This is a genomic window from Alteromonas sp. ISO5, assembly GCF_058105165.1.
In genome coordinates this window covers 410,347-435,744 of the sequence record NZ_CM176572.1, presented here as the reverse complement: position 1 = coordinate 435,744, position 25,398 = coordinate 410,347, and the positions used below count along the sequence as shown (strand labels likewise).

23 protein-coding genes, 1 tRNA gene and 1 pseudogene are annotated in these 25,398 nt (G+C 44.8%); 8 read left to right on the top strand and 17 right to left on the bottom strand.

The genetic code is table 11. The features are described from left to right. Positions 1 to 8: 8 nt before the first annotated feature. From AC2T0J_RS01930 to AC2T0J_RS01900, 7 genes are all read right to left on the bottom strand, one after another. Positions 9 to 140, bottom strand: coding sequence for a hypothetical protein (locus AC2T0J_RS01930; protein ID WP_489808521.1), 132 nt, complete (start codon positions 138 to 140; stop codon positions 9 to 11). A 70-nt stretch (positions 141 to 210) separates the two neighbouring features. Further along, positions 211 to 1,188 (bottom strand): protease modulator HflC, encoded by a 978-nt coding sequence (gene hflC, locus AC2T0J_RS01925; RefSeq protein WP_489808520.1) that lies wholly within the window; start codon positions 1,186 to 1,188, stop codon positions 211 to 213. Beyond that, the gene (hflK, locus tag AC2T0J_RS01920; RefSeq protein ID WP_489808519.1) at positions 1,175 to 2,248 is read right to left on the bottom strand and encodes an FtsH protease activity modulator HflK; all 1,074 of its coding nucleotides are present in this window, start codon (positions 2,246 to 2,248) and stop codon (positions 1,175 to 1,177) included. Before hflK ends, hflC begins: the two co-directional genes overlap by 14 nt. 100 nt (positions 2,249 to 2,348) lie before the next feature. Further along, complete coding sequence (locus AC2T0J_RS01915; protein WP_489808518.1) at positions 2,349 to 3,047, bottom strand: Crp/Fnr family transcriptional regulator; 699 nt, start codon at positions 3,045 to 3,047, stop codon at positions 2,349 to 2,351. Positions 3,048 to 3,104: 57 nt separating this feature from the next. Then, positions 3,105 to 3,356: a hypothetical protein gene (locus AC2T0J_RS01910; protein WP_489808517.1), complete on the bottom strand. Its 252-nt coding sequence runs from the start codon at positions 3,354 to 3,356 to the stop codon at positions 3,105 to 3,107. 241 nt (positions 3,357 to 3,597) lie between these two features. Next, entirely contained in the window at positions 3,598 to 5,319 is a 1,722-nt protein-coding gene (locus AC2T0J_RS01905; protein ID WP_489808516.1) for a diguanylate cyclase domain-containing protein, read from the bottom strand. Between the two features lie 361 nt (positions 5,320 to 5,680). Then, positions 5,681 to 6,499 carry a BON domain-containing protein gene (locus tag AC2T0J_RS01900; protein WP_489808515.1) on the bottom strand — a complete coding sequence of 273 codons (819 nt, stop codon included), beginning with the start codon at positions 6,497 to 6,499 and terminating at the stop codon, positions 5,681 to 5,683. A 129-nt stretch (positions 6,500 to 6,628) separates the two neighbouring features. Here AC2T0J_RS01900 and AC2T0J_RS01895 point away from each other — a divergent pair. From AC2T0J_RS01895 to AC2T0J_RS01885, 3 genes and pseudogenes are all read left to right on the top strand, one after another. Beyond that, a pseudogene (locus tag AC2T0J_RS01895) lies at positions 6,629 to 7,045 on the top strand (DDE-type integrase/transposase/recombinase); the annotation flags it as partial. Between the two features lie 17 nt (positions 7,046 to 7,062). After that, a complete protein-coding gene (locus AC2T0J_RS01890; protein WP_489810415.1) occupies positions 7,063 to 7,212 on the top strand; it encodes a hypothetical protein in 150 nt (49 codons plus the stop codon). Positions 7,213 to 7,370: 158 nt separating this feature from the next. Further along, positions 7,371 to 7,532, top strand: coding sequence for a hypothetical protein (locus tag AC2T0J_RS01885; RefSeq protein WP_489808514.1), 162 nt, complete (start codon positions 7,371 to 7,373; stop codon positions 7,530 to 7,532). A gap of 178 nt (positions 7,533 to 7,710) precedes the next feature. Here the strand turns inward: AC2T0J_RS01885 and AC2T0J_RS01880 are convergent, their stop codons facing one another. From AC2T0J_RS01880 to AC2T0J_RS01850, 7 genes are all read right to left on the bottom strand, one after another. Beyond that, complete coding sequence (locus tag AC2T0J_RS01880; RefSeq protein ID WP_489808513.1) at positions 7,711 to 8,460, bottom strand: NYN domain-containing protein; 750 nt, start codon at positions 8,458 to 8,460, stop codon at positions 7,711 to 7,713. Between the two features lie 12 nt (positions 8,461 to 8,472). Further along, positions 8,473 to 9,231, bottom strand: coding sequence for a DUF2034 domain-containing protein (locus AC2T0J_RS01875; protein WP_489808512.1), 759 nt, complete (start codon positions 9,229 to 9,231; stop codon positions 8,473 to 8,475). Positions 9,232 to 9,304: 73 nt separating this feature from the next. Then, entirely contained in the window at positions 9,305 to 10,216 is a 912-nt protein-coding gene (locus AC2T0J_RS01870; RefSeq protein WP_489808511.1) for a hypothetical protein, read from the bottom strand. Next, positions 10,206 to 12,215 (bottom strand): ORC-CDC6 family AAA ATPase, encoded by a 2,010-nt coding sequence (locus AC2T0J_RS01865; protein WP_489808510.1) that lies wholly within the window; start codon positions 12,213 to 12,215, stop codon positions 10,206 to 10,208. The genes AC2T0J_RS01870 and AC2T0J_RS01865 overlap by 11 nt, the downstream gene beginning before the upstream one ends. Further along, positions 12,215 to 13,135, bottom strand: coding sequence for a phosphoribosyltransferase-like protein (locus AC2T0J_RS01860; RefSeq protein ID WP_489808509.1), 921 nt, complete (start codon positions 13,133 to 13,135; stop codon positions 12,215 to 12,217). Before AC2T0J_RS01860 ends, AC2T0J_RS01865 begins: the two co-directional genes overlap by 1 nt. Then, positions 13,128 to 14,285: an N-6 DNA methylase gene (locus tag AC2T0J_RS01855; protein ID WP_489808508.1), complete on the bottom strand. Its 1,158-nt coding sequence runs from the start codon at positions 14,283 to 14,285 to the stop codon at positions 13,128 to 13,130. The genes AC2T0J_RS01860 and AC2T0J_RS01855 overlap by 8 nt, the downstream gene beginning before the upstream one ends. Before the next feature lie 137 nt (positions 14,286 to 14,422). Further along, positions 14,423 to 14,509, bottom strand: a tRNA-Leu gene (locus AC2T0J_RS01850). A 627-nt stretch (positions 14,510 to 15,136) separates the two neighbouring features. Here AC2T0J_RS01850 and cspE point away from each other — a divergent pair. Together cspE and AC2T0J_RS01840 are read left to right on the top strand one after the other, a co-directional pair. Then, the gene (gene cspE, locus AC2T0J_RS01845; RefSeq protein WP_489808507.1) at positions 15,137 to 15,346 is read left to right on the top strand and encodes a transcription antiterminator/RNA stability regulator CspE; all 210 of its coding nucleotides are present in this window, start codon (positions 15,137 to 15,139) and stop codon (positions 15,344 to 15,346) included. A 270-nt stretch (positions 15,347 to 15,616) separates the two neighbouring features. Beyond that, positions 15,617 to 16,060, top strand: coding sequence for an RDD family protein (locus tag AC2T0J_RS01840; RefSeq protein ID WP_489810414.1), 444 nt, complete (start codon positions 15,617 to 15,619; stop codon positions 16,058 to 16,060). Positions 16,061 to 16,128: 68 nt separating this feature from the next. Here AC2T0J_RS01840 and lptG read toward each other — a convergent pair whose 3' ends face one another. Together lptG and lptF are read right to left on the bottom strand one after the other, a co-directional pair. Further along, entirely contained in the window at positions 16,129 to 17,190 is a 1,062-nt protein-coding gene (lptG, locus tag AC2T0J_RS01835; RefSeq protein ID WP_489808506.1) for an LPS export ABC transporter permease LptG, read from the bottom strand. Further along, positions 17,187 to 18,287 carry an LPS export ABC transporter permease LptF gene (gene lptF, locus AC2T0J_RS01830; protein ID WP_489808505.1) on the bottom strand — a complete coding sequence of 367 codons (1,101 nt, stop codon included), beginning with the start codon at positions 18,285 to 18,287 and terminating at the stop codon, positions 17,187 to 17,189. The genes lptG and lptF overlap by 4 nt, the downstream gene beginning before the upstream one ends. A gap of 250 nt (positions 18,288 to 18,537) precedes the next feature. On the opposite strand from lptF, the gene pepA reads away from it, so the two are divergent. From pepA to AC2T0J_RS01815, 3 genes are read left to right on the top strand one after another with little or no spacing between them, the layout of a single operon-like run. Next, positions 18,538 to 20,043, top strand: a complete 1,506-nt coding sequence (gene pepA / locus AC2T0J_RS01825; protein WP_489808504.1) for a leucyl aminopeptidase — start codon at positions 18,538 to 18,540, stop codon at positions 20,041 to 20,043. 6 nt (positions 20,044 to 20,049) lie between these two features. After that, positions 20,050 to 20,499, top strand: a complete 450-nt coding sequence (locus AC2T0J_RS01820) for a DNA polymerase III subunit chi (protein ID WP_489808503.1) — start codon at positions 20,050 to 20,052, stop codon at positions 20,497 to 20,499. A gap of 23 nt (positions 20,500 to 20,522) precedes the next feature. Continuing rightward, positions 20,523 to 23,309, top strand: a complete 2,787-nt coding sequence (locus tag AC2T0J_RS01815; RefSeq protein ID WP_489808502.1) for a valine--tRNA ligase — start codon at positions 20,523 to 20,525, stop codon at positions 23,307 to 23,309. Between the two features lie 103 nt (positions 23,310 to 23,412). Here the strand turns inward: AC2T0J_RS01815 and AC2T0J_RS01810 are convergent, their stop codons facing one another. After that, a complete protein-coding gene (locus tag AC2T0J_RS01810) occupies positions 23,413 to 25,398 on the bottom strand; it encodes a S9 family peptidase (protein ID WP_489808501.1) in 1,986 nt (661 codons plus the stop codon).

Genomic DNA, 25,398 nt, shown 5'->3' with positions numbered 1-25,398 from the left:
TCTAATCATTAGCTTGGTGGTACACGTGAATCCGTGCCTGAGTTATTTGCTTTCTTTTTCTTCTTTGCCGCACGTTTCTCCTTTGGCGTCAGAATAGAAGATTTCTTGCTGTCTTTTTTAGTACTTCTGCCTTTGCTCATTTTAGGTACCTGCCTGTAAGTGGTGCAGTGAAAGGAGCCGATGACATATCATCAGCCAATTAGGTAAATATTATTTTTTCTCAAATGCCGGGGCTTTAAGGTATTTAAACAGATCGCTGTCCGTGGACAACATAAGGGTTGTACCATCGCCTACTACGGAAGGGTAGGCTGCCATGGTTCGGGTAAATTCATAGAACTCTACTGCTTCCGCACTTTGGTTATAGGAATTGGAATATATCTGAGCGGCTATGGCGTCGGCCTGACCGCGAATTTCTTCTACTTGCTGGTATGCTTCAGACTGAATTTTATTCAGATCACGTACCCGGTTACCGCGAATTCTGGCTGCTTCACCATTACCTTCTGAAAGAAAGCGCTCGGCTATTTGTCGACGCTCACTGACCATTCTGTCGTAGATTTTTGGCCGTACACTGGCGTTGTAGTTAATCCGCTTAAAGCGAATATCCAGCAGTTCAATGCCAAATACTTTGACCTTTTCCGCGGCCGAATGAAAAATTTCCAGTTCGACCACTTTACGACCTTTGCCAATCGGCACCAAGGTACCCATATTCAGTATTTTTTCGGCATCGGTAAGTAGCTCGTCGCGCTGCGGAACACGGTCTTTCGTAGTACGAATAATTTCTATGAGTTCGTGTTTGGCTACCGCATTACGGGTCTCACTGCCGAGTATGTCGTCCAGCCTTGATTGCGCGCTACGTTCATCACGCAAGCGTAAAAAATATTGCAGCGGATCGGTAATTCGCCAGCGGGCAAATAAACCCACCGAGATATACAGCTTATCTTTAGTTGGCATATCAGAGGGGTTGCCGTCCCATTCCAACACCCGTTTATCAATGGGATTAACTTGCTGAATAAAAGGCATCTTGACCTGTAAGCCTGCTGTCGCGATTGGCTCTCCTACTGGCTTGCCAAATTGAGTAACAATGACCTGCTCTACCTCTTCCACAGTATATAAAGCGCTGCTCAACACCGCTGCAACAACCGCAATCAGCGCTATGGCGGTAACCGACAGGAACTTAATTTGATTCATGCGTGGCTACCTCTTTGTGATCCAGATTCAGCATCGGCAATATGCCCTGAGAATCGGCATCCATAATGAATTTAGTTTTGATTTTCGGCATTACCTCTTGCATGGTTTCCAGATAAATACGCCGACGTGTTACCTCTGGTGCTTGCATATATTCGGCGAACAACGCAGAGAATCGGGCAGTATCACCTTTGGCTTCGTTAATGCGTTTTAGGCGGTATCCATCTGCTTCTCGAATACGCTGGTCTTTTTCACCTTCCGCTAGTGGAATAACTTTGTTGTAGTCGCGCCGCGCTTCATTGATCAGTTTTTCTTTTTCCTGTTGAGCCTGATTCACTTCGTTAAAGGATTCCTGAACCGGTATGGGGGGATTGATGTTTTTTAACTGCACCTGATCAATGCTGATGCCCATGGCATATCTGCTTGAAGTGGTCTGCATTTTAATCAGCGCTTCAGATTCAATCTCCTGACGGCCAATGGTGATAACTTCATCCACAGTGCGATCACCAACCACTTCACGCATAACGGATTCGGACACATAACGCAGTGTTTCACCTGGCTCTCTGACTTCGAACAGAAATTTGACCGGATCGGATATACGATATTGCACCACCCATTCAACCAACGCGGCATTCAAATCGCCGGTGACCATTTGTGTTTCACGCAGGGCATCACTGGCACGAGGGCTTTGAATAGGATCGCTAGCATTGGGCGTAGTAAAGCCAAATTCTTGCTTGAGTTGTCGTTTTATCGGCACTATCTGTGTAGTGTCGATACCAAACGGGAATCTGAAGTGCAGGCCCGGCGGCACTTGGTTTATATACTGCCCAAAACGTTGTACCACGGCCACAGAATCACTTGGCACAGTGTAAACTGCGCTCCACAACATGGCCCCGACAGAAAAAATTAACAAAAGGATGAAAATTGCTGAAGGGCTTTCGCCCGGAAGAAATCTTTTAAAACGCCTTGAAAATTGCTTTGCAAGCTGTTGTAAGTCAGGAGGCGAGCTTTTCCTAACCCCCCAAGGGTTTGCGGATGGGTCGTTATCATTGTCTTGCGGCATAATGATTGCCTCTGGTGATTGGCAACAACGTTGCCAATGGCAACTGTAGCCGAATAGTCTTCACTTCTATCCGGATAATCCGGCTATCAATAAAGCCGGGTTAGTAGGACTCCAATCTGTCAGTTTCACTCTTGACCACGGCATAACATTCGCAGCAAAGTGTCTCTAGCTTTTCCCGGTTTATCACCGTAATGTGGCCACGTTTGTAGGTAATAACCCCTTGTTTTTGCAACTTGCCTGCGGCTTCCGTTACACCTTCACGTCTGACTCCCAGCATATTGGCGATCAGCTCCTGAGTCATGGTCAGACTGTCGCTTGGTAATCTATCGAGAGACAGCAGCAACCAACGACAGAGTTGCTGATCAATAGTGTGATGACGGTTACATACAGCGGTTTGCGCCATTTGTGCGATTAACGTCTGGGTATAACGTAACAGGAGCACTCGCATACTTTGACTGGCATTAAACTCCTCTCGCAATACCGCTGCGGGCAACTTATAAGCGTAACCAGCACTTTGCACTATCGCGCGATTTGGCGTGCTTTCTCCTCCCATAAATACGGCAATACCGACCAGTCCTTCATTTCCAACCACAGAAATCTCTGCCGAAGCACCATCCTCCATGACGTACAATAAGGAGATAATGCTGTCAGTTGGAAAATACACATTAACAATACTTTGCCCTGCATCGTAAATCACTTTCCCTAAAGGCACTTCAACCAATTTCAGTTTTGGAAATAATCTGTTCTTACGTTCTGCGGATAAGGCGTTTAATAATTTATTCTGTATGGGATTAGGCACCTATCGCTCCTGTTTTTCAGTCCGTTTTAAATATCAGGGTAACTAAGTAACCACTAGTTATGTCGCCACCAACGCCTTTGGCCAGTGACGATTTTCAGGCATATTGTCTGCTGCTGACCCCAGCGGCTGACAATCACATAAATGGGCGGTATTGAGCAGCTCAGGTTTTACCCCCAATATACAATTACGGCATATATAGACTTTACTAACCTGCGTGGTTGGCCAATGGGGATTAATCAACCGTCCATTATTACCTGCTTTTTCTCGCTGACAATTAAGCACCACGGGTTGCACATAAATGAATTTCATTCCCTTTACTTTTTTGATACTGAATGAAGTAATACAAGACTAACAAATTATATCGTCTGTTTATGTGCTGTATCGAACATAATGACAAGTTTTCTACCAATTAAGTCTGAGGTCTATTTAACTTTCGTATCCTATACTGCTGGCCGTAGTTGAAAATCAGACACTGGTTGATCGCTTCGAATCAATTGTGCCAAAGAGCTTACGGAAATAAACTGCGATTATTGCGAGAGTGACTTTTGTTTTATCGGCCTGTTGCACTGGCCGGCATTGAGTGTGCCGAAAACTCATAGCGATTACGTCCATTGGATTTAGCATCAAGCATCGCCATATCGGCACTATCCATCAAGGTATTTGAACTATTGCCATCATTGGGATAAATACTGATCCCTATACTTATGGTAATGGAAAGTGCTTTATTTGCTATCTGATGAGCTCTCGCCAAACTGGTCAATAATTTATTCGCCAGCTTTGCAGCATCATTGGAGTGATGTATTTCAGACAGCAACACAATAAATTCATCGCCTCCTTGACGACATACGGTATCACTGTCTCTGATGGCTCGAGTAATACACTTGGCGATTAGAGATAACAGTTTGTCACCGATAGCATGGCCATGGCGGTCATTAATTTGTTTAAAAAAATCAACGTCTATATAAAGTACGGCCAACTGGTTTTTATGTCTTTTGGCTAACTTGATTGAATAGTTGAGTCGTTCCAGTAACAGCGTCCTGTTAGGCAGGCCGGTTAAGCTGTCATGATGTGCTAAATGGTTAATTTCTTGGGTGAATATTCTGGATTGAGTGACATCGCGAAACACAAAAACGGAGCCGATAAACGCACCATATTGATTATTTATCGGTGCTGAAGACTGTTCAATTATGACTTCCTGACCACCTCTGCTAACAAGAGTACAATCTCTGAAAAATGGATTTGACTGCTGATTCGATCTATTTCTTAAATCCACTGACGATGGCTTTTCATGCCTTTCGTTTATTTTAAAAATGTCTGTTACCAATTGGTCTGTTGCTTGATAGTGTTTCCACCCCGTCATTCGTTCGGCAGCCTGGTTCATATAGAGTACTTTTCCCTCAGTATCAGTGGTCAGCACCGCATCGCTGATAGCATCCAGGGTCAACTGCGGGAAATTCACTGGTAACCCAGCCCGCGGATTTTGCAAAAACAGGTTGATTACTGCTGATTGATGGTGTTGCTTGGTAATTCTTTGTAGCACTCGAACATGTCCATATAAGGCTTTGTTATTTTTAATAAAACTGCCTGCCATACGTGTCCGGAACGGCTTAAGATCCGCCGATGTTAAACGAACATCCGAGTAGAAAATTTGCTGTACTTGCAGTGCTTGTCGCCATTCTTCTTCCAATCGCAATCGATCTTGTTGATACACTGGTGTAATCCAGTGCTGTCCCAATGATTGTGCTGCTTTAAGCCCCGTCAGATGCTGAAAAGCGGCATTGGTATAGGTGATATTGCCATTGAGATCAGAGACCATTATCCCCAGTGGAGACGCCTGCCCTATTGCGTGTAATGTTGCTTCGCTGACAGCCAATAAATGTTGGCTTTTAACCATTGTCAAATTGTATTCCAGTACTCGTCGAAGACAACTCAAGCCAATATGACTTTTATCCAGACAATCATGGGCACCTTTGGCCATCGCCTGTTGGGCAATGACTTTGTCCATTTTTCTGCATAGCAAAATGATTATTATCTTGGGTGAATGTGTTAACAAATGCTCGACATAATCTGCGCTATTGTTTTTTGTAATCGATAAGTCCAGCAACACAATGTCTACATGAGTTTTCAACATTGCATCATCCGCTTTACTTATTTGTTGCACACTGGTCACATCAAATTCTAAACATTGATCACTCTGCAGCAATAAAACAATGCGTTTAGTCATTGATTGACTGGGCTCAACTAATAATACCTTGATCGCCTTGTTTTTCATTGTGTCACTATCCTTCTGGACAAGAATCATATTGAGTGAATCAAATTACAGATAAAAACACTGGCAAAAGAACAAATAACATGGGCTATTTGTCATTGGATTATCGAATAGATATTGAGGAGGTTCTGTGCGCTATCGCACCAATTAAAGTAAATGTTCACTTGGGCTGTGAAGTTTACACTGTAACTTATCGAAAATAGATTTTGGGGGGCTACCCACATATTTACGGACACATCCATAAAGAGGCATCCTTGCCAGTTTAACCACAGCGGCACTTATTGAAGATTTCAGGCTGTTGCAGCATCCATTTTGTCCTTATCAAACTATCAAACTATCAGAAAGCAGAAGAAACTCCACTTCATCAAATAACCAACTCCTTGGCATTGACATTGTTGACACCACGAATATTTTTAGCGAGTTCCATTGCCAATTCACGTTCTGCACTACTGCTTACGGTGCCGCGTAAGGTGACTTCACCCTTGTCCGTTGTGACCGAAATATCGCTACTATTAACATTGCTGGAGTACATATAAGTAGATTTAATTTTTGCGGTGATCCAACTATCAGAAATTGCCTGCCCGGCACTTTCCGCAATAGCACCATCATCCTTACTGGTAGCCTTTACAACCAACCTATTATCAACCTTGGTAACACCTGCAGTATTCATTGCCATGCGCCCGACCAATTCTTTAGTTGTGGCGCTTTGTGTTTCTCCTTTCAAGGTCACTTTTCCGCCTTTAGTTTCAACTTTAGTATCCATACTATCGGTATATTTGCTCCACAATAGCTTTGACTTTATTCTGGTACTGATGGTGGCGTCATCAATCATTTCGCCAAAGCTGGAATCCGTTTCACTGTGCGAACTATCGTAGTTCTTATCAATCATAATATTGTTCTCAACATTATTGACGCCTTTAACGCCCAGTGCAATTTGCTCGGCAAGTTCCTTATTTACCCCTTCGCTTACCTTACCCGTTAAGGTTACTTTCGCATCAGATACGCTGACCTTGATGTCATCTTTACGCAGTATCGAACTAAGTGCATAACTAGTGGTTATTTGGACTTCTTTACGCAAATCTTGTGGGCTATCAGCCGATTTGGCATTGACGGGACCACTCAACTGACTCAAGGCTAAAACAAGCCCAGTAGCAATAAGGGTTTTGTTAATTGAATAATTCATATAGGCCTCCATAAGCCACAACGGCGGCTGGCAAGATTGCGACCCGTCGTTTCATAAAGTTTCCGCTTGCTTTATCTGTCTATCGGTGCGCTAACACGCTTAATTCATTATTAAACTTTTTGTGTAGCTACTGGCGAAGTAGTGGGTTGGGCATTATCTGCAAAGCCTGATACTGAGTTGACATTAAAGGTATTGGTAATGGCCTATGAACAGCGAGGCAGGCCACAAAATATCATGTTCCATAACGATCAAGGTAGCCAGTATGGCAGCCGTAACTTCAGACAAAGGCTATGGCGTTATCGTATGGTTCAGAGCATGAGTCGGCGAGCAAATAGCTGGAATAACGCACCGATGGAAAGGCTCTTCCGTAGTCTAAAAACAGAATGGGCTCCTTCTATGGGTTATATCTCCAAATAATAAGCGGCAAAGGATATCAGTTACTATTTGATGGAGTCTTATAACTGGCAGCGGCCGCACAGTTTTAATGGTGGGGTGGCACCTGCCAAAGCAGAAAATCAACCTAAAATACTGTCCGGAATTAGTTGACCACTACAAGCTCAGACATGAGCATCGAACAAGTTCTAACCCAAACTGAGTTAGCTAGTTCTAATACTGCAGCGAGACGCTTTCTCAAAGAAGGCGCCATTAGTATAAATGGATGTAAACTGCGCGACGGCGATTTGTGGCAGGAGCAACTGCACCATGTTGGGTGAACTGCTATAAAGCGGGGTAAGCGAAACGTAAAACTTATTTGGCTCGATGTGTGAGGAGAAGTCTCCTTGCCATTGAGTCTGTTTACGATGCGCCTAAACGCATTCGCTATATTCAAAATGAGACAATCGAACAACATTACAGCCATGTCGTTCCTAGTATGTTTGAAGAAGAATTGTCAGGTGTTAAGTTCGATGAAGCTGAATCCAAGCCGAAAAAGAAGAAAAAAGCCACAGTTGACCGCGCCATATGCACAAAAGAGACGCTTGAGAAGCGTTTTAAACAGCTAGAAGCTGACTACAAGCAAAGAGGCTGCATTTAGCGTCTAAATCGTGCGAATAGCGAGCAGTTAAGTATTGTGAAGAACGATACACAGTACTTAAAGCATGACTATCAGCATCAGGAAGCTGACATGAGTCAGTTTATGATTATGTACAGTGACCGCTTATCACTATGATAAACAGCTATTTACACAGAATATCTTACAGTCTCGAGCTTCGTTAGTGCGTTGCTATCTTGGGGCGATAGAAGATCCCATTTGTCGCCCCTTTGCCTTTCAACTTAGTCATTTCGAATATGGCTGACAGGCCAGCAACTACGCCGGTTACTTTGGCTGAACCATAAGTACGAGGATCAAAATCCGGTTTTGTGCGTTTCAAGAAGCTTCCCGCCGGACCAACGTTAACCCAGCCATCATCGTTTTGATACAGCTCCCATGCTTTCAATAAAACTGGGATCAGTTCTTCTGCACCATTGGTGGAAATCGAATTATCCGCTTTTGGTGTATCGGTATTCGATACCGGCTCTGCGCCTAAGTTTTCGGTGAAGATGAAATCATCACAGGCATTCCGAAATGATACCGGTGTCTTTTTCTCACCTACACCAAACACAAACTTTTCCGATTCCCTTAACCGTGAGGCCAGCTTGGTAAAGTCGCTATCACTGGAAACCAGTGCAAAGGCATCAATACGGTCGGAATACAGTAAATCCATGGCATCAATAATCATCGACGCATCGGTGGAGTTCTTACCGGTGGTATAGGCAAACTGTTGGATAGGTTGGATCGCCAGTTCATTAAGCGGCTTCTTCCAGTTCTTCAAGGTGTCGGCAGACCAATCACCGTAAGCCCGTTTTATGAGTACATGGCCGTGCGCTGATATCTCATCCAATATGGGCGATAGTTTGGCTAACTGTGCATTATCCGCATCAATCAGTACGGCCACTTTCTTATGAACATCCAGGTCTTTCATCTCTATCCTTACTTATTCGGTATAACGGCATTTCGGAAAATTAGAACACCCCAAGAACGTATTACCAGCATTAGGGCCACGTTTCGCCGTTCTTTCTACTAACTCAACAGAACATTTTGGGCATACCTTAGGTTTTTCAATAGTCACCTGAGGTGAAATCTGTACATCATTTACCAGTGCTAATAGTCTTGGACCATCAATAAGTTCAATAGGTTTGCCTGCCGCAAAGTCGATAGCCTGCTGGGTAAAGGTGCCAGAACTGATGATGATAAACCGGTTAGCCTGATGTGCAGTCAGCACACCAAACATTTCCCGCACCACATTCACGCCGATCTTTTGCGTTTTCCACTGTTTGCATTGCACCAAGGTAAGCTGGTCATCTTTTCGAAGCTCTAAATCAATACCGCCATCGGCACCATAACCACCTTCAGTTACCCGATATCCTTGCCTGCGATAGGCTTCGGCCACCAACTCTTCAAAGTTACGCCAGTGCAAATCACGCACGGTTTGGATATTACGCTGGGCATCCAGTTGTTTAGCCTTACGGCGAGCATTCAAAAAGGCAAAGGGGGCGGCAAGCAATACCATGCCAGCGATATAAGGGGCAGGGATCACAAAGGCTTTAAACACCATAGCGGTGATTTGATTATCGGTTTGAATGGATGGCAACGCATGCGCCATCATCACATAGGCAGTGGCGGATACGAGTACCGATACCCACCATGGTAATTCTACCAGCAGGTCAATAAAGGTGGTTTTGTTTCTTGGCATTCACAAACATCCTTGTTCCGTTAGAAGCGATTAATTCAAGAGTTGTTTTCGCGTGATAAATTCTCGTATTCGGTTACGCATCTATAAGAATAGAAAATAGATGAACTCTAGATATGCCTTCGGTTCGCCCTTTTTTCTTAACTGGATGGTCGTACATAACGCCCACTTTTTTGCCTATATTTTCTAGAGCAAAAAGGCATGCTCCAATAGCCATGGGTTTTGTACCTATGGGGGCTATATTAATCAATGTGTCTGGATAGCATGACTTCAAATATTGAAGTTTTGAATATGTCTCGAATGGATTGTTGGCACTAGAAAATTCTGGCTTTTCGCCTTTTTCTAGTATGCTTTCAATATTATGAAAAGCGCTATGTTTGTCGTATGAGGGTTTAAACCCCGGTACTCCAAACATCGGTGTCAAAGCACCAATAAAAGCTCCTTCATCATTTTCTAGTAATTGACCTAATCTGACCCTTTCAAATCCTAGTAAAGCAATTAAATGAGATTTTGAGTTTGAAGTTACAGTGAATCCAGGTAAGGATTTGTACCCTAATGAATGGCTGGATAAATTGAATGTATGTCTTCCAAATTCGTTATTAGTCTCATCGAGAGGAGGATATTTTCCAGGCTCTACATAGGTCATTTTTACGTTTGCTGGCCTGTTAGATTTTTTTAACCACCGTAAAATATATAAAAGCTCAGCCACTCCAACCGTCGTGGTATCAATTAATAATTCATTAGTTACGCCAATGAGAGAATCTAACGTTGAATTAATCTCCCGAAACGGAACAGAAGTTCCGTCTATATTAAAGTTTATATTTTCAGCGTCATAAGATATTTCGATAACTAAGTTGTTTGATGATTTGCCAATTACGTTCCTAATATAGCTTCCGCGATCATCCAGTGTTGAACCAACTATAGCTATATTTGGCATTTGACCAATAAGCTGCTTCTCCGAAACCTCTAGTTGATGGCTAAATTTCATCGAAGAGGCTTCCTTGTATATCGTCAGCAGTTTGATATTTACGCTTTTTAGGCTCTGCATTTCTGTATATGTAAGGTTTGCAAAACTCCACGAAATCTGGCTCTGAACCACAGAATATTGTGTTTAAGTCTTCTACACTAAACATATGCTTTCTAATCTTCCTAAAAGAAATCATGAAGTTTGGCGAAAACATAGGATGAAGCATATATTCGTAAGAAGTGAATTCGAGTTGAGACTTCCTTTTTGTATCACCTTGGTATTCAATTAATACAGACCAGAGCTTTAACTCATCCAAAAGAATCCTTAAATCTGAGGGTAATTGCTCTAAGCTGGCAACTTTTATTCCGAAGTGAACAATTTCTGGTTCGCTTTGAGAACGACGTTTCTGTAAGAGCTGGAAAAATAGTCCAAGCCTGTTTACTATAAATCTTAAGCTGTTACCTAATCTTCCCAACTCAACTACTTTTGAAACTTCAATTTCACTATTTTTTCTGGCTGCTAATGCCTGTAGTTCTACTGAAATTTCGAAGTCTAGTCTGTTGTCTTTATCTTTAAATTCCTTTTTATGTTCCACCAAACATTGATGACATATATCTAGGAAATGCCGAATGTTCGAACGGCACATTAGGCAGATTCTTTCAAAACCAGAATATATTGGTATAGTTCTCCTACCAGCAGACAGATAGATCCAAAGTAAAGCACCAACTAGTGTATCCCTGTAAGGTTGGTAAAAAGAATTTTTTCCTGTTTCGTTTAGATTTTTAAATTGCTGTAGGAGTACATTTGAATCTTGCGATTCACGATTTATAAGAACCCCATTAAGTATAGATTCTACTGGAAACTCATCGCTTATAAATTCATCAGGCGTTACGTCTTTATCTTTTATTGCTGGTAAAATTAGAAAATTAGTTAGTCTTTTTCGAAGAGTTTTATCTTTCAATACAGTGGTAGCGACATCTTCATAAGTTATTGACTTGAACATGTTTTTTGCGAAGAAGATGATCTTCTCTGAATAATTAGAGTCTAACCTTTCGTCTAGATGACTTTCAGAACTTAACCATTTTTTATAGTCTGATAGAAGTTCGTCATCAATATAACCGTCGAGTTTAAGAAGCAATATTTCTGCAGCAAAGAGTTTAAAATCGTCTTCTTCAATATCTTCAATATCTATTATTCTATAGTCATTACGAACAACTAGCTGTTCTTCACTTGTAGTTGCTCTGGATACCCGAGCGTGCTTTTTATAAGCCGCTGAAATAATGAAGCTGTCTTGTCCATGTTTAATCCAGGTATTAAGCAGTACTTGTTGTTCAGAAGTAAGGTTTTCATATTCATCAATATATAGTGTAAATTTAGTTTCTTCGAAATCTGGAGAAAATGCTTTTATAGTTCTAATGATTGATTTAATTACAGAGCGAGTGTCTGGAAACATTGGCCGCTTAAAAGAATCAGGATCTATAACCCAATCATTCAGCTCTTCTAAGCATGTGTCAGAAAAGTCACCTAAGTCAGTAAAGTAGTGTATTTCTTTACCGAATCGGTTGCCAAAATTGGGAGGCAACTGGATGTTGTTAAGTTCTGCTTGATTGATTAACTCGCTAGAGAAAGTGCACTTAATAAGGTTTCTGGTTAGTGTATGAAACTCTTTGAGAACTAAAATAAGGATATAATTAGTGAAAATTAATTCCCAATCATCTCCATAGGCATTTTTAGTTAACCCACTGCAAAAATGAGTGTCGGGTCTAAAATATAGACCAATTTTTTTTAGTTCATTTTTGCTTACATTTTTTCTGTTTTTACTAAACCTAGTGTCGTGGCAATGGTATTTTAAAAACATTGTTTTTCCAGAGCCTCGACCACCTTCAATCATTACGGCTTTATCGTAATTAAATAGATTGATAGTTTCGTAGTTTGGCGGAAGAACATACTCTCCCCAAACATCTTCAGGAAACTCTTCCGCTCTGTTTTTCGCAAATGTTTTTATCAATTGTGAGTCCATTAACGATTCCTATTTAGAAGATTTTTCCAAGTATTATCTGGTTTTTTATTGTAAAGTAATTTTAAATTGTTATTCGGAGTTGAAAAGTAGAACGCGAAAGTTAATGCTTGATTACCTTTGCCGAAAAGGAACTCATCTTTTTCAAAGTCATTTTCACAACAGATTTTTAAATAGTGCTCCTCAGCCGAAGTTGTTGAATTCAGCTTATCTCCTCTAAAGGTGTTCTCGATAGGAAAAAAAAACGAATCCTCTTCTGTGATGACTTCAGACGGCCGGACTAATACATTTTTTAATGTTGCTTCAATATTGGCTATTGCTTTTTCGTGCGCAGCTAAAGGGGCATATAAAATCGGGATAGGTTTAGTAAGATGCAATTTGACCTTGTTATTGTAATAGTCAATAAATTGCTCTCCAGTTCCTGAGAAGTCATCTATAAATACTATTGCTTTTACGCTGTCTGGGACTTTATGCAGGTTTTCTACAAGTGGAGTTAGGTGGCCTGCTAAATCAAGCGATTCTTTGATTTGACGAGCTACGATTGAACCACTCTTACCGGGTTTGTTGTCAACGCCTTCTATCGCTACAAACCTGAACGGTACGTCTTTACCAGTTTGGAGGCTTAAGCACCAGTTTGCTAGGTTTTCTTCATTGATTTGAAGTCCAGCGCTTGAAAAGAAGTTGGGGATAATGGAGCTTGAGATATGCTTTAAACTTGAATCAACCATCTTTCTTGAACGGTAAACAAGTGCATCTAGCATGCAGGCTGAAAAGTACTTATCCGCAGGAGTTTTAAAATTTCCCAACCATCCTCTTAATGAGTGGATATCAATCTCTTCCCAGTACCCACTTTTTATGTAGGCATTACATTTAGAAATTACTTTCTCGTAGTAATCTTCCCATCCTTGAGGAGCTTCAAACATTCGATAGAAAATCCCTAATTAGTGAGTGTGTTAAATATTTGGCACCAACACCTAAAGACATTGATTCTAGAATCTGCTTAGAGGATTCAGATCTTAATTTTTCCCAAATCTTCTTACGAGCGTTGTCATCTGTCGGTCTTATGACGATAACGCAATCGCTAATTGGTAAAGTTCCTCTTTCTACAACTGCAACTCGCCCAATACATCGTCGTCCTACTCTAGCGAGCAGGATGTCACCAGCTGTGGCAAGATTAGATTGGCCAAATGTGTAGTTCGGTAGCCTCAGCGATGCTGGTTCTTTTGGTAGTTGATTTGTATGTATAAAGTATTTTGCGGAGGCAAGGAGTTGTTTATGTGTAGTATTGCCTCTGTAAATTGAAAATTGTTGTGGTGAGATGTAAAGCTTATCAGAATTAATTTCAGTTTTATTGTAAAACGAATAATCTGCTCTACAAACCGCGTCGGCTCTAGATATGCTGATAGTCTTATCATAAAGAACGTGAGACAGTTCAATTTCTGTTCTTGCGGGTTCTGATTTATTCATTATAAAAATGAATGTTTGGGCATCTGTTCTCTTAAAGCTATTCGTAGGTAGTTGAATTACCTTGGATATATTGAATTTTCCGAATAGATATTCCCTCAGGCTAACCCATTTTTCACCGCTAACTAACCCTGCAGGTAATATTATTCCTAATTCACTCTGCTTATTGAGTAAGCGGATATTCTGTGCAAGAAACACCAATTCAGCTGGTACTTTTTTACTTTTGACAGAAATGCAATCCCATAAATCTGACTTTTTTAGAATAGTTCTGATGCTTTCATCTATCGACTTAAAGAAAAAAGGCGGGTTACTTACTAATAAATCTATATTGCCATACTTCTCTGTAATGGTATCTGGAAGGTCTGGATTAAAACCATCATAATGAATCGCGTCAATAAATTTACTTTTATTGGCCTTTTCAACATTAAGCAGGTCAATATCGACCCCAATTAGCTTCAGGTGATTCCACCTTTTCCTTGCTGCATGCAGCAAGCTTCCTTCGCCGAAGCCTAAGTCTGCGACTGATAATGGAAATGGGCTCAATAATTCCTTAACCAAATGGTCACTATAAACTTGGTTAGTGTAATATTGGTTTAGCCCTTTGTTCATCCCAATGATTTCGCTATAAGTGATTTCTATAAAAGTTTTTTCTCATCCATATTAGGGGAAATCACTGTATTAAGTAAACTTAAAACAAAAAAACCGACTCAAAGGTCGGTCTAATTGCAAAATCATCTTGCAAAGAATGGTACCAGAGGCCGGACTTGAACCGGCACAGTATTGCTACCGGCGGATTTTGAATCCGCTGCGTCTACCAATTTCGCCACTCTGGCATCAAATTTTGATGTTTGCAAAGTATAGAAACTTTGCAAATCTTTGCAAGCGCCATCTGAAAATAAATATTTTATTTAACAGTTGGTTAGCTTTCTTTCGCACAACACGCAGTGTATTTTGAATCCGCTGCGTCTACCAATTCCGCCACTCTGGCACTGATAGATGTGATGTGACTGTATTACAGTCAGGCTGCGAATTATAACGATGTCATAGATACTGACAAGCGTTTTTTAGTGATTCTTTAATAAGTGGCTAAATATTGTGCTGATTCGCACCTGGGTTTTTACAGAAAGCGCAGAAAACCGTTGCATGCATATTGGTTAGTAACGATTTTTATTTACACACCCATTAACTAAAAGGAACAACTATAAGGTGTGAGTGTTAAAATTTATTTTTAAAAAGTTTAAAAAATAACCTGACACAGCGGAATAAGGGTGCTAGGATCCACTTGCCTTTGAAAGGTTCTATTATATTTGAAGATTGCTCGTTCCGTTGATCCATTGTAAGTCCCTTGCGCGATTCACATTAGATACGATTACTGAATCAAGCCTGCCGCAAAACAGATAGCCCTTCATTGCAATACCGGCTTAACAGCCATATTAATTTATTACTTTTTGGAGTTATCTATGTCTACTTCTACAGGCACAGTAAAATGGTTCGACGAAGCTAAAGGTTTCGGTTTTATTTCTCAAGCTGACGGCGGCAAAGATGTATTCGTACATTTCCGTGCGATCAAATCTGAAGGCTTCCGCACTTTAGCTGAAGGTCAAAACGTTCAGTTCACTATCGAACAAGGTAACAAAGGTCCACAGGCTGCTGACGTAGTAGTACTGTAAGACAGTTGTTCTTATAAAACAGGCACCTTCGGGTGCCTGTTTTGTTTCTGTCGCTAAAAAATAGTTTTCCAGCTGTCTCTGTTCTTTTCTCCTTCTACGCTTATCCGTCCACTTTTGCCCTGTTCTGTGGCACACTTGCGCCCATCGTTGTCAGACACACCGTAAGCCATGACTAAAAAAATAAAAAACACTGCAACAAAACCAACCAAACCGTCACCGCAACAGGCTGAGCAATCTGCCCGTGCCGGATTTGTGCGGCGTCTGGCTGCCATGATTTATGATGCGCTGGTGGCAACTGCGGTAGGAATGTGTGCGGCCATGGTACTGATTGTGGTGCTGGTGGTATCACTAAAGAACGGCTGGCTGGATTTACAAGGCTACAGTGAACCTAATGAATTGCTAGGGGAGTCGGTTTTGTATAAAACACTTATTCAGGTGTGGGTTGGCATTTGGGTGGCCGGTTTCTTCTTATGGTTCTGGAAGCGTGGCGGTCAAACACTTGGGATGCGAGCTTGGCGGCTGCGCATATACAGTACCAATAACGAGCCGGTAGGATGGGGGAGGCTGATACTGCGATTAATTGCCTCACTGGGCGGGCTGGGAACGCTTTTGGTCCTATTTGATGTAAAGAACAAACAATCCTTGCAAGACAGGCTGGCACAAACTGAAGTGCTTAAACTTACCAAAGAACAGAACAATCACAAAAGCTGGTAGTTAATAAACGAATAAAGGGGTCAGAGTACATTAATGGTGTTTATTAATGTACTCTGACCCCTTTATTTCTACCTTGATAGCAGGGCGGTTGCTACTGCTGCAAATAGGATACTGGGTAGCAGCGCGCCGAGGACCGGTGGAATGTTGTATACCAGGCTCAGCGGACCAAATACTTCGTTGGTAATGAAGAAACCAAATCCGGTTAGCACACCCATAATAATTCTGGCACCCATGGTCACACTGCGTAATGGCCCGAATATAAAAGACAGTGCCATTAAAAGCATTACACTTACGGTAACCGGTTGCAGTACTTTACGCCATAAAGCCAGCTCGTAGCGGCTGGTATCCTGCTTATTATTGGCCCGGTAGGTAATGTAGTCCTGCAAACCCTGAATCGACAATGCCTCGGGTTTTACCGTAACAATGCCCAGTTTGTCCGGAGTAAGCGAGGAGTCCCAGCGCCAGGTTGGTTGCACATCGGCGGTAATGGCGTCTGCGCCAAAGTAGGTGTGAGTCACCTGAGTCAGTGTCCAGCCGTTTTGTTCATAAAAGCCGCCGCTGGCATTGGTAATGCTGTCGAGTTGTAAACCATCGTTAAATCGATAGATGGTGATTTCCTGGAGTGAATCGCGACTCATTACCTGGCCAATACTTACAAAGTGATCGCCGTCTTTGGCCCACACATATTTATCTGAGGAAAACAGCGAACCGCCGGTTATGGCTTCCGTACGCAGTTCCTTGGCGCGGGATTCACTCACCGGGGTGATCCATTCGCCTACTGCCATGACCAGGATTATCATCACCACCGCAGATTTCATGGCCGAAGTAATTAAGTTCCAACGGCTCAGGCCTGCCGCCTGCATAACCACCAGTTCACTATTGCTGGCCAGGACGCCCATGCCAATCAGTCCACCCAGGAGCACCGCCATGGGGAAGAATTGTTCCAAATCCCGGGGTAAACTAAGCAGCACATAGACCAGTGCGGCCAGCATGTCGTAATTGCCTTCGCCAACTTTACGCAATTGTTCTACAAATTTGATCAGGGCGCTAAGTCCCATCAACACAGACAGCGTAACAGTGACTGTGCCCAGCAGGGTTCTGGCAATATACCAGTCGAGAATGCGGATCATGATTTTCTCCGCTTCAGCATGGCTTTAATTTCGGTGCCGAATTTACGGTCCCGGGCAAGCAGGGTAAAGCCAATGACAAGCATGATGCCATGCACCCACCATAAGCCCAGCTGGATAGGTATTTTGCCGTCTTCCAGTACGCGCCGGCTCGCCAGTAGTAGCATGAAATACCCAAGATACAATAGAATCGCCGGGAACATCTTACCAAACCGGCCCTGGCGTGGGTCCACCGCGCTAAGCGGTACTGCAATCAGCACCAGAAAGGGAATGGAAAGCGGAATGGCCAGACGCCATTGAAATTCTGCCAGAGCTTCGGTTGAGCCGTCCTCAAGGAGTTCCATAGTTGGGATCACAGCGACTTTCTTTCGTTTCTGTTGTTGCTCAGGATCATCTATCTGAATTTGATATTCATCGAAGGCAACCACCCGAAAATCCAGGTGGCGCTGCTCACCCTCATACTGATTACCGTTATTCAGAATTAACTGGCGGGTGCCGTCTGGCTCTTTATTTACCGTGCCTTGCTCGGCATAAACTACCCGAACCTGCTCGTCACCTTCATTTTTTTGTTGTGCCAGAAAGACTTTTTGAAGTGAGTTGTCACTACCAATATCATGCACGAATATCACCGCTTCCTGATTCCCCGTTTGTTGAAAACGGCCAGGGATAATAGCGCTGAAGCCAGCTTCTGCCTTGGCTTGTTCGCGGAGGTTATATTCACTTTCTGCGGCCAGAGGAGCGAGGTATAGGGTTACTACACCGGTCACCAGCATTATGATTACAGACAGAAACAGCATTACCCGGGTGACATACCATTCGCTGATCCCGCAGGCCCGCATCACGGTCATTTCACTGTCTACATACAACCGGCCGTAAGCCATCATAATACCCAAAAAGGCGCTAATAGGAATGACCAGTGAAGCGAGTATCGGGGCATATAAAGACAGGAAGCCGAGCACCAGACTGGCCGGGATATCGCCCTCAGAGGCGTCTCCTAAAACACGGACAAACCGCAGGGTAATAAAAATTGCCATCAATATTAAAAATATGGCGATTTGCGATTTAAGCGTTTCCTTAAGCAGATAGCGGAATATCAGCATATCTGGCCTATGCAAAAAGTCGGAATTTTAGTGAAAGCGGCTATAATTTTGAGTAAACTTACCATTTTTACAAGTTTTGCCAGTAATAACTAACCGTTGGTTCCGGAAGGCGCGTTTGCCTGAACCGTGAATTATCACGTTGACGTGCCCTACGCAGGATTGAATTCGTGCGTATTAAACCATAAAGCAAGGCAAAACGGCATGTAAAATTGTTCCGGGCCAACCAGACAGAACAAAAAGAGGTGATACAGTGGAGTTTAACGTAAAGAGCGGCAGTCCAGAGAAACAGCGCAGTGCATGTATTGTGGTGGGCGTTTATGAGCCGCGACGTTTGTCCGGCGTTGCCGAACAACTGGACGCAATCAGTGAAGGATACATCAGCAATCTACTGCGCCGCGGCGACCTTGAGGGGAAAGCCGGTCAGATGTTGCTGCTCCACCACGTTCCAAATGTATTAAGTGAGCGGGTGCTGCTGGTTGGTTGTGGAAAAGAGCGCGAGCTGGACGAGCGTCAGTACAAGCAGATCATCGCAAAAACCATTCAAACCCTCAACGAAACCGGTTCAATGGAAGCTGTGTGCTTTTTAACCGAGTTACACGTCAAGGGCCGTGATACTTACTGGAAAGTACGCCAGGCGGTCGAAACCTCACAGGATACCCTGTATACCTTTTTGCAACTGAAAACCAAAAAAGGCGAACCGCGTCGTCCGCTGCGTAAAATCGTTTTCAATGTACCAACTCGTCGCGAGCTTACCGTAGGCGAGAAGGCGGTTGAGCACGGTCTGGCGATTGCCAGGGGCGTTAAGGTAACCAAAGACGTGGCCAACATGCCGCCAAATATTTGTAATCCTGCTTACCTGTGGGATCAGGCGCAGCAAATGGCCGAGGAATACGACAGCATCAATGCTGAAGTGGTTAACGAAGCCAACATGAAAGATCTGGGTATGAACTCTTACCTGGCGGTGGGCCGCGGCTCTGAAAACGAATCACTGATGAGCATTATTCATCATAAGGGCGGCGCAGCCGATCAGGCGCCATTGGTATTGGTAGGTAAAGGCCTTACCTTTGACTCGGGCGGTATCTCATTAAAGCCCGGCGATGGCATGGACGAAATGAAGTATGACATGGGCGGTGCGGCTGCCGTACTGGGTGTTATGCATACGGTAGCGGCACTTAATCTGCCTATTAACGTGATTGGCGTACTGGCCGGTTGCGAAAACATGCCGGATGCCAACGCTTATCGCCCGGGCGATATCTTAACCACCATGTCTGGCCAGACCGTCGAAGTGTTAAACACCGACGCCGAAGGCCGTTTGGTCCTATGTGATGCGCTGACTTATGTGGAGCGTTTCGATCCGGAAACGGTTGTTGATGTAGCCACCTTAACCGGTGCCTGTATCATTGCGCTGGGCAAACATGCCACCGGTCTGATGAGTACCCATAACCCACTGGCTCATGAGCTGTTAAATGCGTCTGAGCAAGCGTCTGATCGCGCATGGCGTTTACCGCTGTGGGATGACTACCAGGAGCAACTGGAAAGCCCGTTTGCCGATATGGCCAATATTGGCGGTCGCCCGGCAGGTTCAATTACTGCGGGCTGTTTCCTGTCACGCTTTACCAAAAAATATAACTGGGCACACCTGGATATTGCTGGTACCGCGTGGAACAGTGGTAAAAATAAAGGGGCAACCGGTCGTCCGGTCCCTATGCTGGCGCAGTTCCTGATGAACCGTGCTGGTTTAGGCGCAGAGGATTAAAGGTTAATGCCTGCCGTCCGATTTTACGCTCTGGCTGAGGCCTCAGTTTCTCCCGCAGGGCACGAAAGTGTGTCTGCGGTGTGCGCCAAAGCCTGCGAACTCACCGCCGAACTCTATTCGCAGAAGAAAAAGAGTGTGGTACTGTGCGCAGACCAGGCACAGGCTGAAGCGGTTGATCAGCTTTTATGGCAATTACCGGCGGCGCGTTTTGTGCCGCATAACCTTGCTGGTGAGGGCCCCAATGGCGGCGCACCGGTAGAAATCGTCTGGCAGCCTCAGTCGCTGCCACGCAAACAATGTCTGATTAACGTTAGCGGGCAAATGGTGGATAACTTCAACCAGTTTCAGCAAATTATCGATTTTGTGCCGGTAGAAGAATCGGCCAAACAGCAAGCCCGCCAACGTTACAAACAATTTCAACAAGCCGGTTGCCAGATGCAATTCCTGCCGGCCTAAAAAGAGACTTTTCGAGACACTCCATGGACAAAACCTACGAACCCCAAACGATCGAAAAACAGTGTTATCAGCGCTGGGAAAACGAAGGCTTATTCAAAGCCAAGGGCGATGAAGCGCCAACGGGGAACCCTTACTGTATTTTACTGCCGCCTCCTAATGTTACCGGCAGCCTGCATATGGGCCACGGCTTCCAGCAAACCATTATGGACGTGCTGACCCGCTATCACCGTATGAAAGGCGATAATACGCTGTGGCAGGTGGGAACCGACCACGCGGGTATTGCCACCCAGATGGTGGTTGAGCGTCAGTTAAACGCTGAAGGTAAAACCCGTCACGATCTGGGGCGCGAGGCGTTTATCGATAAAATCTGGGAGTGGAAAGAACACTCAGGTGGCACCATCACCAGTCAGATGCGCCGTTTAGGTACCTCGCCAGACTGGGATCGCGAAGTGTTCACCATGGACGACAACCTGTCCAAAGCAGTAACCGAAGTTTTTGTTCGATTACACGACGATGGCCTGATTTATCGTGGCAAGCGTTTGGTTAACTGGGATCCGGTGCTGCACACCGCGGTTTCCGACCTCGAAGTGCTTAACGAAGAAGAAGCTGGCCACATGTGGCACATGCGCTATCCGCTGGCCGACGGCAGCGGTAGCATTGTAGTAGCCACTACGCGCCCTGAAACTATGCTGGGCGATACGGCCGTTGCCGTGCATCCGGAAGACGAGCGTTACCAGGACTACATCGGTAAAGAAATCAGACTGCCTATTACCGGCCGTTTAATTCCGATCATCGCCGATGATTACGTGGATCCGGAATTTGGTACCGGCTGCGTTAAAATTACCCCGGCCCATGATTTCAACGATTATGACATGGGGAAACGTCACAGCCTGCCGATGATCAATATCTTCACGCCAGATGCCAAAGTTAACGACGAAGCGCCGGAAGCTTATCAGGGGCTGGACCGCTTTGATGCGCGTAAGGCTATTGTAGCGCAGCTCGAAGAAGACGGTGTACTGGTTAAAGTGGACGACCATAAACTTAAAGTACCCCGCGGCGATCGCACCGGTGCGGTTATCGAACCTTACCTTACCGACCAGTGGTATGTGGCAATCGATGAGCTGGCTAAGCCCGCTATCGAAGCAGTTGAAAGCGGCGAAATTCGTTTTGTGCCGGAGAACTGGAATAAAACTTACTACCAGTGGATGAACAATATTCAGGACTGGTGTATTTCCCGTCAGCTGTGGTGGGGTCATCGCATCCCGGCCTGGTACGACAACGAGGGTAACGTTTACGTTGGTCGCACAGAAGACGAGGTACGCAACAAGTACCACCTTGAAGCGGGCGTACAGTTAAACCAGGACGAAGACGTTCTGGATACCTGGTTCTCCTCTGCTCTATGGCCGTTTGCTACGATGGGCTGGCCGGAAGAAACGCCGGAGCTTGAAACTTTTGTGCCGTCTTCGGTACTGGTTACCGGTTTCGACATTATCTTCTTCTGGGTAGCGCGCATGATCATGATGACCAAGCGCTTTACCGGCAAAATCCCGTTTAAGGATATCTACATTACCGGCCTTATCCGCGACGAAAGCGGCGATAAGATGTCAAAGTCAAAAGGTAACGTACTCGATCCTATCGACCTGATTGATGGTATCGATCTGGAATCACTGGTGGCCAAACGCACCACGGGCATGATGCAGCCACAGCTGGCGGCGAAAATTGAAAAACGCACTCGTAAGCAGTTCCCGGAAGGTATTCATGCCTACGGTACTGACGCGCTGCGCTTTACGTTTGCTGCCATGGCTTCAACCAGCCGGGATATCAATTTTGATATGGGCCGGGTAGAAGGCTACCGTAACTTCTGTAACAAAATCTGGAACGCCTCACGTTTTGTGCTGATGAACACCGAAACCGAAGATACCGGTCGTGACGGTGGCGAGTTAGTACTGAGTCTGGCCGATAAGTGGATTTGGGCTCAGTTCCAGCAAACCCTGGTGGAATTCGAAAAAGCCATAGGAGAGTATCGCTTTGATATTGCCGCGCAAACGGTTTACGAGTTTACCTGGAACCAGTTCTGTGACTGGTATCTGGAGCTCACCAAGCCGGTACTGAATAATGATGAGTCAAGCGACGCTGAAAAACGCGGTACCCGTCATACGCTAATCAATGTGCTGGAAAGCCTGCTGCGCTTACTGCACCCGTTAATGCCGTTTATTACCGAAACCATCTGGGAACGTGTTGCACCGCTTAGTGCGCTGGATGTCAACGCCGGCGACAGCATCATGGTTCAGCCTTTCCCAGCGGTGGATGCTGCTAAGCAGGATGAGCAGGTTCTGGCAGATATCGAATGGGTTAAACGCTTTATTGTGGGTATTCGTAACATTCGTGGTGAAATGGACATTGCGCCGAGCAAGCCACTTCCTGCACTGCTGCGTAACGTTATCAGCGAAGACGATCGCCGTTTGAGTATTTCCCGCACTTTTATCGACCGCCTGGCGCGTCTTGAGTCTGTTACGGTGCTTAAGGAAGGCGAGGAAGCACCAGCCAGTGCCGCAGCGGTAGTGGGTGAGATGGAAATTCTTATCCCGATGGCCGGCCTGATTGATAAAGAAGCCGAGCTTGCCCGTATTGCAAAAGCCATGGGCAAACTCGAACAGGACGTAGCACGCTTTAAAGGTAAGCTGTCTAACGAGAAGTTTGTTAGTAATGCGCCGGAAGCTGTGATTGAGAAAGAAAAAGCCAAGCTGGCCGACTCTGAATCACAGCTGGCTAAGCTGAAAGCTCAGCACGAGACGATTGCTGCGCTGTAAGTATTCGTACTTAGGATAATAAAAAACGCACCAGGTGAAAGCCTGGTGCGTTTTTTTATGGGTTACCTTTGCTAATGCGTAACTGCGTTAAGTAGTAGGGGGATTAGCGAGTGGTATTGGTATGCTTATCGAGGAACTTAATCATTTCCTGCCATAGCTCAACGTTGTTTTCCGGCTTGTAAAAGCCATGGCCTTCGCCGGATTTCATCATCCACTGGTAAGGATGGTTTCTGGCTTCAAGCTTCTCACGTAAAGCAAAGGCATGTTCCTTGGGCACCCGCACGTCTTCTTCACCCTGCACAATAAATACCGGTACTTTGATCTTGTCGGTATTTTTGATGGGTGACTGCAAGTCGCGGTTCTTGCCTTTCGGCAATACCTGATTAAGGTAATTAATACCGGCATCATTCTGCGGAATATCACCTTTTTCAAACATCATGTCCAGATCGTAAACGCCCACAAAACCAATAGTACACTGGTATAAGTCCGGTTCGCGAATAACATTCTGTAATGCCGCGTAGCCACCGTAAGAGGCGCCGTAAACACACATTCTGTCTTTATCAACAATGCCTTTTTCCACCAGATACATAGTACCGTCGGTCATATCGTCGATCATGGTGGTCCCCCAGTTACGGAAACCTGATGTCAAAAATGGTAACCCGTATCCGCCAGAACCGCGGAAGTTTGGCTGCAATACCGCGTAGCCATGTGCAGCCAATACTTTGGCATCTCGTACACTGGAGTCTATGCTAGCAATAGAATCACTGATACCGTGCGGTCCGCCGTGAGGCAGCAGTACAAAAGGTAAATCCTTAGCTTCGCCTTTAGGCAGGGTGAGTACGGCAGAAATTTCCAGACCATCACGGGCGGTATAGGTGATTAGCTTGGATTCCGGAATTTCCACGTCGTCCAGCCAGGGCTTGCTTTCAGCCAGTTTCACCAGCTTGCGGGCTTCGGCGTCAAACATGTAAAACACATTCGGATTATTGGCATTGCCTACCCGAATTATCATCTTGCTGTTATCACGGGTGGCTGATGTAGCTGTAACAGTCTGGCCTTTAAAGGTATTCGCCAGGCTGGCCAGCACGCGTTGTTCGGCTTCACTTTTTACGCCGCCGAAGAACATGTTTTCAATGCCTTTGTACTCGAAGCTGGCGCCGAATATTTCTTTAACCTTACCATTCTCACTGTGCAGGATAGGCGATAAGTCCACTTTTGGATGTGACGCCAATACTTCGTGCTTTTTGGTGTCGATGTTGTAGGTAGCCAAAGACCACGTATCGGTTTCGATGGTGCTCAGGCCCACGATGGTTTTATCGTCAGATAAAAATACCAGCGGCGTAAATGAGGGCGTGTAAGCCTCGCTTTCGAAGGCTACTTCCCATTCAGAGTCACCGTCTTTACGCACCATCATGGTTTCTTTGTTGTTTTCATTGGGATCGGCGCCAACCATAGCCAGCACGTTGCCTTGGGTATCGGTATAAACATTAACTCCGGCACCAGCATAAGCACGCAGTGGCGCGCGACCTTCGGAGGCTTTACGGCCATTGCTAACCTTCATTCTGTAAATATCGAGAAAGGGCTCTTTGGCGGTTAAGTCGGTGCTGTATACCAGCACTGCGTCAGGCTCATCCGGCAGGATATCAATGATTTGCGAGAATCGACGGTCGCCACTCTCAGCGCGCCAGCCACTTAAGATAACACTGTTTTCACCGTCTGCATCCATGGCGAATAACTCACCGGTGGGCAGCGGTTGTTCAAACGAACCCACTTCGCGGGCCATCGTCATGATCAGGCGCTCATCGTTGAGCCAGTCAAAACTGCTAACGGTTTCCTTACCCTTCCCGCGCGTGATGGAAACGATTTCCTGATCTTTGATATTCAGCACGGTTAAAAATACCACGCCATCTTCATCGCGGGAGGTTGACGCCAGGTAAGTGCCATCAGGCGAAATTTTAATGTCCAGGTACTGTGAATGTTTTGCATACGCTTCTAATAGCGGCGTATTGATTTTAGCTTGCGCTGCTGATGTGAATGTCAGACTTCCAAGGAGTGTTGTGATGACAAGTAACATCAAACGAACTTTCAT

Coding starts and splice junctions, on each gene's coding strand:
- AC2T0J_RS01930 (WP_489808521.1), bottom strand. CDS start 140: ATGAGCAAAGGCAGAAGTACTAAAAAAGACAGCAAGAAATCTTCTATT.
- hflC (WP_489808520.1), bottom strand. CDS start 1,188: ATGAATCAAATTAAGTTCCTGTCGGTTACCGCCATAGCGCTGATTGCG.
- hflK (WP_489808519.1), bottom strand. CDS start 2,248: ATGCCGCAAGACAATGATAACGACCCATCCGCAAACCCTTGGGGGGTT.
- AC2T0J_RS01910 (WP_489808517.1), bottom strand. CDS start 3,356: ATGAAATTCATTTATGTGCAACCCGTGGTGCTTAATTGTCAGCGAGAA.
- AC2T0J_RS01905 (WP_489808516.1), bottom strand. CDS start 5,319: ATGAAAAACAAGGCGATCAAGGTATTATTAGTTGAGCCCAGTCAATCA.
- AC2T0J_RS01900 (WP_489808515.1), bottom strand. CDS start 6,499: ATGAATTATTCAATTAACAAAACCCTTATTGCTACTGGGCTTGTTTTA.
- AC2T0J_RS01890 (WP_489810415.1), top strand. CDS start 7,063: ATGAGCATCGAACAAGTTCTAACCCAAACTGAGTTAGCTAGTTCTAAT.
- AC2T0J_RS01885 (WP_489808514.1), top strand. CDS start 7,371: ATGTTTGAAGAAGAATTGTCAGGTGTTAAGTTCGATGAAGCTGAATCC.
- AC2T0J_RS01880 (WP_489808513.1), bottom strand. CDS start 8,460: ATGAAAGACCTGGATGTTCATAAGAAAGTGGCCGTACTGATTGATGCG.
- AC2T0J_RS01875 (WP_489808512.1), bottom strand. CDS start 9,231: ATGCCAAGAAACAAAACCACCTTTATTGACCTGCTGGTAGAATTACCA.
- AC2T0J_RS01870 (WP_489808511.1), bottom strand. CDS start 10,216: ATGAAATTTAGCCATCAACTAGAGGTTTCGGAGAAGCAGCTTATTGGT.
- AC2T0J_RS01865 (WP_489808510.1), bottom strand. CDS start 12,215: ATGGACTCACAATTGATAAAAACATTTGCGAAAAACAGAGCGGAAGAG.
- AC2T0J_RS01860 (WP_489808509.1), bottom strand. CDS start 13,135: ATGTTTGAAGCTCCTCAAGGATGGGAAGATTACTACGAGAAAGTAATT.
- AC2T0J_RS01855 (WP_489808508.1), bottom strand. CDS start 14,285: ATGAACAAAGGGCTAAACCAATATTACACTAACCAAGTTTATAGTGAC.
- cspE (WP_489808507.1), top strand. CDS start 15,137: ATGTCTACTTCTACAGGCACAGTAAAATGGTTCGACGAAGCTAAAGGT.
- AC2T0J_RS01840 (WP_489810414.1), top strand. CDS start 15,617: ATGATTTATGATGCGCTGGTGGCAACTGCGGTAGGAATGTGTGCGGCC.
- lptG (WP_489808506.1), bottom strand. CDS start 17,190: ATGATCCGCATTCTCGACTGGTATATTGCCAGAACCCTGCTGGGCACA.
- lptF (WP_489808505.1), bottom strand. CDS start 18,287: ATGCTGATATTCCGCTATCTGCTTAAGGAAACGCTTAAATCGCAAATC.
- AC2T0J_RS01820 (WP_489808503.1), top strand. CDS start 20,050: ATGCCTGCCGTCCGATTTTACGCTCTGGCTGAGGCCTCAGTTTCTCCC.
- AC2T0J_RS01815 (WP_489808502.1), top strand. CDS start 20,523: ATGGACAAAACCTACGAACCCCAAACGATCGAAAAACAGTGTTATCAG.
- AC2T0J_RS01810 (WP_489808501.1), bottom strand. CDS start 25,398: ATGAAAGTTCGTTTGATGTTACTTGTCATCACAACACTCCTTGGAAGT.